Genomic DNA, 10,972 nt, shown 5'->3' with positions numbered 1-10,972 from the left:
AGTCGTTGAGCGTCGACAACCTCTTCGTCTTCGTCCTGATCATGGCGAAGTTCGCCGTGCCCTCGCAGTACCAGCAGCGCGTGCTGCTCGTCGGCGTCCTCATAGCCCTGGTGCTGCGCGCGATCTTCATCGCCGCGGGCGCCGCGATCCTCGCCAGCTTCTCGTGGGTCTTCTACCTCTTCGGAGCCTTCCTGATCTGGACCGCCTGGAAGCTGATCCAGGAGGCTCGCGCCGATGAGGAGGAAACGGAGTTCGAAGAGAACAAGCTGCTCAAGGCCGTCGAGCGCAAGTTCGGTGTGGCCGACCGCTACCACGGCACCAAGCTGTGGATCCAGCAGAACGGCAAGCGGGTCATGACCCCGATGCTGGTCGTGATGCTCGCGATCGGTACGACCGACGTCCTGTTCGCGCTGGACTCCATCCCCGCGATCTTCGGCCTGACGCAGGACCCGTACATCGTCTTCACGGCCAACGCCTTCGCGCTGATGGGTCTGCGACAGCTGTACTTCCTCATCGGCGGACTGCTGAAGAAGCTCGTCCACCTCTCGTACGGTCTGTCGATCATCCTCGGCTTCATCGGTGTGAAGCTGGTGCTGCACGCCCTGCACGAGTCCGGCGTCCACGTCCCGGAGATCAGTATCCCGGTCTCCCTCGGCGTCATCTGCGCGGTCCTGATCGTCACCACGATCACGAGTCTCAGGGCCTCCAAGAAGCAGGCGGCCGAGACGGCGCAGGCGCCGGGCGAAGGCGCTCCGAAGGACAGCGTCGACGTCTGACCGCTCGACCGACTGCACCGTACGACCCGGGGGACGGGCCGCGCCGACGGCCGGCCCCCGGCACCTGAAAGGACCGGAAATGCGAGCCCTGTACGCCTCTGCCACCATCGCTGCATGATCATTCGGCTCAGGTCGCTCACCACTCAGTGGACGTTCCTCGTGCCGGTGCTCGCGGTCGTCCTCCTCGCCCTCACCTGGGGACGTGATCTGCCCGGCTGGGTCGTGGCGCTGGTGACGCTGATCCTCGCGGGATCGGTCCTGGCGCCGGTCCACCACGCCGAGGTCGTGGCCCACCGGGTGGGCGAACCCTTCGGCTCCCTCGTCCTCGCCATCGCCGTCACGATCATCGAAGTGGCCCTGATCGTCACTCTCATGGCCGACGGCGGGGACAAGAGTGCCACCCTGGCCCGGGACACCGTCTTCGCCGCCGTCATGATCACCTGCAACGGCATCGTCGGCCTCTGTCTCCTGGTCGCCTCGCTGCGCCACGGTACGGCGGTCTTCAATCCGGAGGGCACCGGAGCCGCCCTGGCGACCGTGGCCACCCTCGCCACGCTCAGCCTGGTACTGCCGACGTTCACCACCACCAAGCCCGGCCCGGAGTTCTCGGGTGTACAGCTCACCTTCGCGGCGCTGACCTCACTGATCCTCTATGGCCTGTTCGTGGCGACGCAGACCGTACGGCACCGCGACTACTTCCTGCCGATCACCCGGCAGGGCGAGGTGATCGCGGCCGACGACCACGCCGCGGCCCCCTCCGCGCGTACGGCCTGGATCAGCCTCGGACTCCTCGGCCTCGCCCTGATCGGTGTCGTCGGACTCGCCAAGGGGGTGTCCCCGACGATCGAGGCCGGTGTACAGGCCGCCGGTCTGCACCAGGCCGTCGTCGGCGTGATCATCGCCCTGCTGGTACTGCTCCCCGAGACCATCGCGGCCCTGCGTTCAGCCCGCCGCGACCGCGTGCAGACGAGTCTCAACCTGGCTCTCGGCTCCGCCATGGCCAGCATCGGCCTGACCATACCCGCGGTGGCCCTCGCCTCGATCTGGCTCTCCGGACCACTCGTCCTCGGACTCGGCTCCACCCATATGCTGCTGCTCGCGCTGACCGTGGTGGTCAGCTCCCTGACGGTGGTGCCGGGCCGGGCCACACCTCTGCAGGGCGGTGTCCACCTGGTGCTGTTCGCCGTCTACCTGGAACTGGCGATCAACCCATAGACCTCGCGCGGCCGGTGACCGGCTCGGCCGCCGCCACCGGCGCCGGACCCGTCTCGGGCAGCAGGACGAAGCAGCCCAGACTCAGCAGCGCGACCCCCGCCAGATACGCGCCCACACCCCACGGCACCCGCCCGTCGTGCTGCGCCAGCGCCGTCGCCACGATCGGCGTGAGCGCGCCCCCGACGACCCCGCCCAGGTTGTAGCCCACCGCGGCGCCGGTGCAGCGAACCCGCGGCTCGTACAACTCCGGCAGATAGGCGGCGACCACCGAGAACATCGTGATGAAGGCGACCAGGGCCCCCGTGAACCCGAGGAACATCAACAGCGGCTGTCCGGTCGCCAGCAACGCGACCATCGGGAACGACCACAGCGCCGAGGCCGTACACCCCACCAGGCACAGCGGACGCCGCCCGTAACGGTCGCCGAGCAGGGCCATCACCGGCGTGAGCGAGCCCTTCACCACCACGGCGGCCATGATGCAGACCAGCATGACGGTACGGCTCACCCCCAGCCGCTCCGTCCCGTACGCCAGCGACCAGGTCGTCACCGCGTAGAACACCGCGTACCCGACCGCGAGCGCGCCGGCCGTCAGCAGCACCAGCCGCCAGTGGTGCCGTACGACCTCGGCGAGCGGCACGCGCGCGTGTTCGTCGATCTCCAGGAAGCGCGGGCTCTCCGGGAGCGACGAGCGCACCCACAGCCCGCTCAGCGCCAGCGCTCCCGCCGCCCAGAACGGCACCCGCCACCCCCACTGCGCGAACTGCGCGTCCGACAGGGTCGCCGACAGGGCCAGCATCACGCCGTTGGCGAGCAGAAAGCCGACGGCCGGGCCGATCTGCGGAAAGCTCGACCACAGGGCGCGCCGTCCGGGAGGCGCGTGCTCCGCGGTCAGCAGCACCGCCCCGCCCCATTCCCCACCGAGCCCCAGCCCCTGCAGGAACCGCAGCGCCAGCAGCAGGACCGGAGCGCCGACACCGATGGTGCCGTACGAGGGCACGCACCCGACCGCGACCGTCGAGACGCCGGTCAGCAGCAGGGACAGGACCAGAACGGGACGCCGGCCCCGCCGGTCCCCGATGTGCCCGAACAGCGCCGAGCCCAGCGGCCGGGCGACGAAGCCCACGCCGAACGTCCCGAACGCCGCCAGCGTCCCCGCGACCGGCGAGAACGTCGGGAAGAACAGCGGCCCCAGGACGAGCGCCGCGGCCGTCCCGTAGACGAAGAAGTCGTAGAACTCGATCGCGGTCCCGGCGAGCGAGGCCGCGGCCAGCCGCAGCATGGAGGGAGAAGTTACGGTGCGTACATCGTGCATGCCGGGTCAACTACCCACGGTGATCGTGGGTTACGGGGGCGCACGGCGTCCTTCGCGGGCGCTCCGGCGCACCGTGATAGACCGGTCTGAGCTGCGGTCCCACCAGGGCCGTTCACCAGTCAGACGGACCCGGAGGAACAGTGCCCCGCACCCTGAGCGACGCCCCGATCATGATCCTCAACGGACCCAACCTGAACCTGCTCGGCCGGCGGCAGCCGGAGATCTACGGCTCCGACACGCTCGCCGACGTCGAGGCCCTGTGCGTCAGGGCGGCGGCCGCGCACGGTGGCACCGTGGACTTCAGGCAGTCCAACCACGAGGGCGAACTGGTCGACTGGATCCATGAGGCGCGCCTCGACCACTGCGGGATCGTCATCAACCCGGGCGCCTATTCGCACACCTCGATCGCGATCCTCGACGCCCTCAACACCTGTGACGGGCTGCCCGTCCTGGAGGTCCACATCTCCAACATCCACAAGCGCGAGTCGTTCCGGCACCACTCCTACGTCTCGCTGCGCGCGGACGGTGTGATCGCCGGATGCGGTGTGCAGGGCTATGTGTTCGGCGTGGAGCGGGTGGCGGCGCTGGTCGGAGCCGCCACCGCCGAGGCCTGACCGGTGCCTCAGAGGCGCCCGGCCTCCACGATCCGCCGCAGGAAGCGCCGGGTGCGCTCCTGCTGCGGGTCACCGAACACCTGGTCGGCCGTGCCGCGTTCGAGGACGACACCGCCGTCGAGGAAGCAGACCTGGTCGGCGACGTCCCGGGCGAAGCCCATCTCGTGCGTCGCCAGCACCATGGTCATGCCCTCGTCCTTCAGATCGCGGACCACCGTGAGCACCTCACCGACCAGCTCCGGGTCGAGGGCGGCGGTGATCTCGTCGAGCAGGAGCAGCCGGGGCCGTACGGCCAGGGCGCGCACGATGGCCACGCGCTGCTGCTGTCCGCCGCTCAGCCGGTCGGGGTAGGCATCCGCCTTCTCGCCCAGCCCGAGGCGCTCCAGCAGCTCCCTGGCCCGGTCCTCGGCCTCGGCGCGGGCGACACCGTGCACCCGGCGGGGGGCCAGGGTGATGTTGTCCAGCACGGTCATGTGCGGGAAGAGGTTGTACGCCTGGAAGACCACGCCGATACGGCGCCGGACCGCGTCCTGGTCGGTACGCGGATCGGTGATCTCCTGGTCGTCCAGCCAGATCGCGCCGTCGTCGATCTCCTCGAGGAGGTTGGCGCAGCGCAGCAGCGTCGACTTGCCGGAGCCGGAGGCTCCGATCAAGGCGGTCACGGTGTGCGGGGCGACCTCCAGGTCCACGCCCCGCAGGACGACCGAGTCCCCGAACGTCTTGCGGACGGACTCCATGCGCAGGACAGGCGCCTCACTCATATGGATCCTCCCTGGGCCCGCTGCCGGTCCATCCTGGCCGTCACCCAGTCCGTGAAGCGCGTCATGGGGATGGTCAGTGCCACGAACACCAGCCCTGCGACGATGTACGGCGTGTAGTTGAGGCTGCGCTGGGCGATGATGTCGGACGCCCGTACGGCGTCGATCGCGCCGCCGATCGACACGAGCCCGGTGTCCTTCTGCAACGACACCAGGTCGTTGAGCAGGGGTGGCACCTGGCGGCGCACCGCCTGGGGGAGCACCACGTGGCGCAGCGCCTGCCGGTTGGTCAGTCCCAGCGAGCGGGCCGCCGCGCGCTGCGAGGGGTGCACGGACTCGATGCCCGCGCGGAACACCTCGGCGACGTACGCGGAGTACGTCAGCGTGAGCGCCGTACCGCCCAGCAGCACGGGATCGACGGTCACGCCCTGGAGACGCAGCGCGGGCACCCCGAACACCACGATCATCAGATTGATGATCAGCGGCAGACCGCGGAAGAAGTCGGTGTACGCCGCCGCCAGCGCCCGCAGCGGGAAGAACACGGGCCCCGGCAGCGTGCGCGCGACGGCGATCAACATGCCCAGGACGAGCACCAGGACGCCGCAGATCAGCAGCAGCCGGATGTTGAGCCACAGGCCGTCGAGAACCTTGGGGAACGCCTCGCGCGCGTACTGCCCGTCGAAGAAGGTCTCCTTGGTGCGCTCCCAGCCCGGCGCACTGACCACGACCATGTACAGGACGACGGCCGTGACCAGCGTGGACAGCGCGGCGATCGCGGTCGCGCGACGCGCCCGGACGCGCTTGTGGCGCTCGCGGTCCAGGCGTCGCTGCGAGGGGACGTACGCGTCGCGCATTCCGTCTTCGCCGGAGTCCTCCCCGGACTCGGCCTTCGTGACCGTCACCTGAGCACCGGAGCGTCGACGGCATCGGACAGCCACTGCTTCTCCAGCTTCGCCAGTGTGCCGTCCCCGCGCAGGGCGTCCACGGCCGAGGTCACGCAGGAGGTGAGGGCACTGCCCTTGTCCAGGACGAGACCGAACTGCTCAGGCGTACCACCCTGGTTCTCGAACTGGCCGACGATCTCGGCGTTCGGCACCTGGGCCGCGGTCACGTAGAAGGCGGTCGGCAGGTCGGTCACGATCGCGTCCACCTGGCCGTTCTTGAGCGCCGAGATGGCCTGGTCGTTCTTGGAGTACGCGGCCGCCTCCTGCGACGGCTTCACCACGTCGCTGATGTAGTTCAGACTCGTCGTGCCCACCTGGGCGCCCAGCTTGAGGCCCTTGAGGTCGGCGACGCTCGTGGCCTTCGCGGCCTTGCTGCCCTTGAGCGCGATGACCGCCTGGCGCACGTCGTAGTAGCCGGAGGAGAAGTCCACGGCCTTCTTGCGCTCGGTGCTGATGGAGACCTGGTTGATGTCGAAGTCGAACGTCTTCACCCCTGGGGCGAAGGCCTTGTTGAACGGCACGCTCTGCCAGACGACCGCGCTCTTGCCGTACCCCAGCTGCTTCGCCACGGCGTACGCGACCGCCGACTCGTAGCCCTCGCCGTTGGCCGGCTTGTCGTCCTTGAACCATGGCTCGTACGCGGGTTCGTCCGTCGCGATCGTCAGTTTGCCGGTGGTCCGGGTGGCCAACTTGCCCTTGGCGCAGGTGGTTCCGGCCGACGAGGAGGACGCGCCGGACGCCTTGTCGTCCGGCTGCGGAGCACAGCCGACAGCGGTGGCGAGCAGGGCTATGGTGGCGGCGGCGGCAGCGCGACGCAGCGCGCTCGGGGCAGGGTGCATGGCGGGAGAGTGACAGCGAAAACCGCGTTTGTCCAGGTCAAGCGGGTATTTGTCCGCATACTGGGAACGGGCGTTGCGGTTCTGTGAACACTGCCGCCCGGCGTGCGCACGGACCTGCCGGGGCCGCCGGTCGAGGGCGGGGAATGATGACCGGCGGCCCGTACCGCGCAGGAGCCGTCATCCTGTGCGGGGCTGCCACCAGTTGACCGCGCAACCACACGCGCCGGGAGCGTGCGCTGGGCTCCGGCGCGTGCGAACTGTTCACACGGGGCGCGCGTTTGGCCGTGCGCGCCCCGCGCTCACCACCCGCGTGCGTGCCACTCCGGCAGGTGCGGGCGCTCTGCACCCAGCGTGGTGTCGTTGCCGTGGCCCGGGTAGATCCAGGTCTCGTCCGGGAGCACGAAGACCTTCGCCTCCAGGCCCGACATCAACGACTCGAAGTCCTCGGGGCGTGTTGTCCGCCCAGGCCCGCCGGGGAAGAGGCAGTCGCCCGTGAAGGCGTGCGGATGGCCGTGCGGGTCGTCGTAGACCAGGGCGATGGAGCCGGGGGTGTGGCCGACGAGGTGGCGGGCGGTCAGCTCGACCTGGCCGACCCGGATGACGTCGCCGTCGTCGACGAGGACATCGGTGGTGACCGGGACGCCGGTGGCGTCCTCGCGGCCCGCGTACGTGCGCGCGCCGGTGGCGGCGACGACCTCGGCGAGCGCCTGCCAGTGGTCGCCGTGCCGGTGCGTGGTGACGACGGACGCGATGCCGTCGTCACCGATCGTGCCCAGGAGCGTCTCCGCGTCGTTGGCCGCGTCGATCAGCAACTGCTCGTCCGTGGCGCGGCAGCGCAGCAGATAGGCGTTGTTGTCCATCGGCCCGACCGCGATCTTGGTGATCATCAGGTCCTTGAGCTCGTGCACGTCCGCCGGCCCGCCGACCGTGACCTCTCCGCTGTACGTCATGGCGATCAGCCTATAGCGGGCGCGGCGACGGTTCGCCCGCTACAGCGCAGGCAGCTTCGGCAGCTCCCCGCCGGACAGCTCCAGAGCGGTTCCGTCGCGGCGTCCGCACAGCCAGCCCAGCAGGTCCGCGGGCCGGCCCTGGACGGTGACCTCCGTCCGCGGTGCCTGCCGTCCCGTGTGCCACGCGCGCGTGCCGTCCGTGATCCGGGTCGCCGGCACGTCGGAGTTCCCCAGGAAGCGGTCGGCGAGGAAGGCGATCTCCCGTTCGGTGAACTCGTCCGGAAGGTCCTCCAGCTCGTACCCGGTCCCGAGGTCGACATGGTGCAGCTCGACCTCGCCCCAGCGGCGGAACGGCACCCGGGCCGCGGTGTCGGTGACCCCGTTGCGCAGCTCCACCGTGCGCGTCCAGTCGGCGGGCTCGTCCGCCCGGGCCCGGAACGCGGCGTGGCTCGCGCGCAGGTCCTCCAGCTGCACGTCGAGCGGGCGCGGCGCGTCCCGCTCGATGTCGGAGTCCCGGGCCTCGGCGGAGGCGTACATGGGGCGGCCGTCCAGAACGTTTCCGAGCGCGTCCGCGTTGCGGGCGAGGTGGGCCAGGACGTGGCCGACCGTCCAGCCGGGCAGCCGTGACGGTCGCGCCACAGCCGCGTTGTCCAGTGCGGCGACTGCGCTGAGGAGCCGGTCTGTCGCTTCCTGTACAGACACCAGGTCATGAGCGTGATCAATCATGGGGCTGACAGTAGCCCGGCCCCACCTTCGGGTGAAGGTTTCCGTCGGGCCCCGTAAATCGAATGCGCGTGCTATATCGTCGTTGACGGCGTCGGGCATGCTGGATGGTCCGGGATTGTTTACGCATCCAGGAATCCGTCCGGCGTTGTCAGTGGCTCCCCCTAGTCTGAAGAAGCACGGGGCCCTGCCCCTGTCACTTCTTCTCAAGAAAGGTGCGGACCGGCTGTGGCCGACCGTCTCATCGTCCGTGGCGCGCGCGAGCACAACCTGAAGAACGTCTCGCTCGACCTGCCTCGTGACTCGCTCATCGTCTTCACGGGCCTGTCCGGGTCGGGCAAGTCCTCCCTGGCCTTCGACACGATCTTCGCCGAGGGCCAGCGTCGCTACGTGGAGTCGCTCTCCTCGTACGCCCGCCAGTTCCTCGGGCAGATGGACAAGCCGGACGTGGACTTCATCGAGGGTCTGTCCCCGGCGGTGTCCATCGACCAGAAGTCGACCTCGCGCAACCCGCGCTCGACGGTCGGCACCATCACCGAGGTCTACGACTACCTCCGGCTGCTCTTCGCGCGCATCGGCAAGCCGCACTGTCCCGAGTGCGGCCGCCCGATCTCCCGCCAGTCGCCGCAGGCCATCGTGGACAAGGTGCTGGAGCTGCCGGAGGGCAGCCGCTTCCAGGTGCTCTCGCCGCTGGTGCGCGAGCGCAAGGGCGAGTTCGTCGATCTCTTCGCCGACCTCCAGACCAAGGGCTACAGCCGCGCGCGCGTGGACGGCGAGACCGTCCAGCTGTCCGACCCGCCGACGCTGAAGAAGCAGGAGAAGCACACCATCGAGGTGGTCATCGACCGCCTCACGGTGAAGGACACCGCCAAGCGCCGCCTCACCGACTCCGTGGAGACCGCCCTCGGCCTGTCCGGCGGCATGGTCGTGCTCGACTTCGTCGACCTCCCCGAGGACGACCCGGAGCGCGAGCGCATGTACTCGGAGCACCTGTACTGCCCGTACGACGACCTCTCCTTCGAGGAGCTGGAGCCGCGCTCCTTCTCCTTCAACTCGCCCTTCGGCGCCTGCCCCGAGTGCACCGGCATCGGCACGCGCATGGAGGTCGATCCGGAGCTGATCGTCCCGGACGAGGACAAGTCCCTCGACGAGGGCGCGATCCACCCCTGGTCGCACGGTCACACCAAGGACTACTTCGGCCGCCTGATCGGCGCCCTCGCGGACGCGCTGGGCTTCCGCACCGACATCCCCTTCGCCGGTCTGCCGCAGCGCGCCAAGAAGGCGCTGCTCTACGGTCACAAGACCCAGATCGAGGTCCGCTACCGCAACCGGTACGGCCGCGAGCGCGTGTACACCACGCCCTTCGAGGGCGCTGTGCCGTTCGTCAAGCGCCGGCACAGCGAGGCCGAGAGCGACGCCAGTCGTGAGCGCTTCGAGGGCTACATGCGTGAGGTGCCCTGCCCGACCTGTCAGGGCACGCGCCTGAAGCCGATCGTCCTCGCCGTCACGATCATGGAGAAGTCGATCGCCGAGGTCTCGGCGATGTCCATCAGCGACTGCGCGGACTTCCTGGGCGAGCTCAGGCTCAACGCGCGCGACAAGAAGATCGCCGAGCGCGTGCTCAAGGAGGTCAACGAGCGGCTGCGGTTCCTGGTCGACGTCGGCCTCGACTACCTCTCGCTGAACCGTGCGGCAGGCACCCTCTCCGGCGGTGAGGCCCAGCGCATCCGCCTGGCCACCCAGATCGGCTCCGGCCTCGTCGGTGTCCTGTACGTCCTGGACGAGCCGTCGATCGGTCTGCACCAGCGCGACAACCACCGACTGATCGAGACCCTGGTCCGGCTCCGCGACATGGGCAACACGCTCATCGTCGTCGAGCACGACGAGGACACGATCAAGGTCGCCGACTGGGTCGTGGACATCGGTCCCGGCGCCGGCGAGCACGGCGGCAAGGTCGTGCACAGCGGCTCCCTCAAGGAGCTGCTCGCCAACGCCGAGTCGCAGACCGGCCAGTACCTGTCGGGCAAGAAGTCGATCCCGCTGCCCGACATCCGCCGCCCGCAGGACCCGTCCCGCCGGCTCACGGTGCACGGCGCCCGGGAGAACAACCTCCAGGACATCGACGTGTCCTTCCCGCTGGGTGTGTTCACGGCCGTCACGGGCGTCTCCGGCTCCGGCAAGTCGACGCTGGTCAACGACATCCTCTACACACACCTGGCCCGCGAGCTGAACGGCGCACGCAACGTGCCCGGCCGGCACACGCGTGTGGACGGCGACGACCTCGTCGACAAGGTCGTGCACGTCGACCAGTCGCCCATCGGCCGCACCCCGCGGTCCAACCCGGCGACCTACACCGGCGTCTTCGACCACATCCGCAAGCTGTTCGCGGAGACCACCGAGGCGAAGGTCTGCGGCTACCTGCCGGGCCGCTTCTCCTTCAACGTCAAGGGCGGCCGCTGCGAGAACTGCGCGGGCGACGGCACCATCAAGATCGAGATGAACTTCCTCCCGGACGTCTACGTCCCGTGCGAGGTCTGCCACGGCGCCCGGTACAACCGGGAGACCCTGGAGGTCCACTACAAGGGCAAGTCCATCGCCGAGGTCCTGAACATGCCGATCGAGGAGGCCGCGGAGTTCTTCGAGGCCGTCCCGTCGATCGCCCGGCACCTCAACACGCTCAAGGACGTCGGTCTCGGCTATGTCCGCCTGGGCCAGTCCGCGACCACGCTGTCCGGTGGTGAGGCACAGCGCGTGAAGCTCGCCAGCGAGCTGCAGCGCCGCTCCACCGGACGGACCGTCTACGTCCTCGACGAGCCGACCACCGGTCTGCACTTCGAGGAC

At 69.4% G+C, this 10,972-nt stretch carries 10 protein-coding genes; 4 read left to right on the top strand and 6 right to left on the bottom strand.

Annotated elements, in window-relative coordinates:
* Nucleotides 1-776 (top strand): TerC/Alx family metal homeostasis membrane protein (locus tag ABZ646_RS29430; RefSeq protein ID WP_360525242.1); only part of this gene is annotated, 776 nt, incomplete at its 5' end.
* 114 nt (nucleotides 777-890) lie between these two features.
* Nucleotides 891-1,991, top strand: coding sequence for an ionic transporter y4hA (locus ABZ646_RS29425; RefSeq protein ID WP_360525239.1), 1,101 nt, complete (start codon nucleotides 891-893; stop codon nucleotides 1,989-1,991).
* On the opposite strand, the gene ABZ646_RS29420 is transcribed toward ABZ646_RS29425, so the two are convergent.
* Complete coding sequence (locus ABZ646_RS29420; RefSeq protein WP_360525236.1) at nucleotides 1,981-3,270, bottom strand: MFS transporter; 1,290 nt, start codon at nucleotides 3,268-3,270, stop codon at nucleotides 1,981-1,983. The genes ABZ646_RS29425 and ABZ646_RS29420 overlap by 11 nt on opposite strands.
* A 173-nt stretch (nucleotides 3,271-3,443) precedes the next feature.
* On the opposite strand from ABZ646_RS29420, the gene aroQ reads away from it, so the two are divergent.
* Nucleotides 3,444-3,917, top strand: a complete 474-nt coding sequence (gene aroQ, locus ABZ646_RS29415) for a type II 3-dehydroquinate dehydratase (RefSeq protein WP_360525233.1) — start codon at nucleotides 3,444-3,446, stop codon at nucleotides 3,915-3,917.
* Nucleotides 3,918-3,925: 8 nt separating this feature from the next.
* Here the strand turns inward: aroQ and ABZ646_RS29410 are convergent, their stop codons facing one another.
* The 5 genes from ABZ646_RS29410 to ABZ646_RS29390 all read right to left on the bottom strand — a co-directional run bounded on the left by ABZ646_RS29410 (nucleotide 3,926) and on the right by ABZ646_RS29390 (nucleotide 8,134).
* The gene (locus tag ABZ646_RS29410) at nucleotides 3,926-4,678 is read right to left on the bottom strand and encodes an amino acid ABC transporter ATP-binding protein (protein ID WP_360525230.1); all 753 of its coding nucleotides are present in this window, start codon (nucleotides 4,676-4,678) and stop codon (nucleotides 3,926-3,928) included.
* Entirely contained in the window at nucleotides 4,675-5,577 is a 903-nt protein-coding gene (locus ABZ646_RS29405; RefSeq protein WP_360525227.1) for an amino acid ABC transporter permease, read from the bottom strand. The genes ABZ646_RS29410 and ABZ646_RS29405 overlap by 4 nt, the downstream gene beginning before the upstream one ends.
* Nucleotides 5,574-6,458, bottom strand: coding sequence for an ABC transporter substrate-binding protein (locus ABZ646_RS29400; protein ID WP_360525223.1), 885 nt, complete (start codon nucleotides 6,456-6,458; stop codon nucleotides 5,574-5,576). The genes ABZ646_RS29405 and ABZ646_RS29400 overlap by 4 nt, the downstream gene beginning before the upstream one ends.
* A 299-nt stretch (nucleotides 6,459-6,757) precedes the next feature.
* Entirely contained in the window at nucleotides 6,758-7,408 is a 651-nt protein-coding gene (locus ABZ646_RS29395; RefSeq protein ID WP_360525220.1) for an MBL fold metallo-hydrolase, read from the bottom strand.
* 39 nt (nucleotides 7,409-7,447) lie between these two features.
* Nucleotides 7,448-8,134, bottom strand: a complete 687-nt coding sequence (locus tag ABZ646_RS29390) for a maleylpyruvate isomerase family mycothiol-dependent enzyme (RefSeq protein ID WP_360525217.1) — start codon at nucleotides 8,132-8,134, stop codon at nucleotides 7,448-7,450.
* 225 nt (nucleotides 8,135-8,359) lie between these two features.
* Between ABZ646_RS29390 and uvrA the strand changes: the two genes are divergently transcribed.
* Nucleotides 8,360-10,972, top strand: a 2,613-nt coding sequence (gene uvrA, locus ABZ646_RS29385) for an excinuclease ABC subunit UvrA (RefSeq protein ID WP_360525214.1), incomplete at its 3' end; no start/stop codon positions are given.

The sequence above is a fragment of the Streptomyces sp. NPDC007162 genome (assembly GCF_040634175.1).
Lineage (GTDB): Bacteria > Actinomycetota > Actinomycetes > Streptomycetales > Streptomycetaceae > Streptomyces.
The sequence above is the reverse complement of the archived record's forward strand: the minus strand, read 5'-3'. Positions and strand labels throughout refer to the sequence as shown.

Excerpts from the sequence above, each read along its gene's own strand:
- ABZ646_RS29425 (WP_360525239.1), top strand. The coding sequence starts at position 891 with ATGATCATTCGGCTCAGGTCGCTCACCACTCAGTGGACGTTCCTCGTG.
- ABZ646_RS29420 (WP_360525236.1), bottom strand. The coding sequence starts at position 3,270 with ATGCTGCGGCTGGCCGCGGCCTCGCTCGCCGGGACCGCGATCGAGTTC.
- ABZ646_RS29410 (WP_360525230.1), bottom strand. The coding sequence starts at position 4,678 with ATGAGTGAGGCGCCTGTCCTGCGCATGGAGTCCGTCCGCAAGACGTTC.
- ABZ646_RS29400 (WP_360525223.1), bottom strand. The coding sequence starts at position 6,458 with ATGCACCCTGCCCCGAGCGCGCTGCGTCGCGCTGCCGCCGCCGCCACC.
- ABZ646_RS29395 (WP_360525220.1), bottom strand. The coding sequence starts at position 7,408 with ATGACGTACAGCGGAGAGGTCACGGTCGGCGGGCCGGCGGACGTGCAC.
- ABZ646_RS29390 (WP_360525217.1), bottom strand. The coding sequence starts at position 8,134 with ATGATTGATCACGCTCATGACCTGGTGTCTGTACAGGAAGCGACAGAC.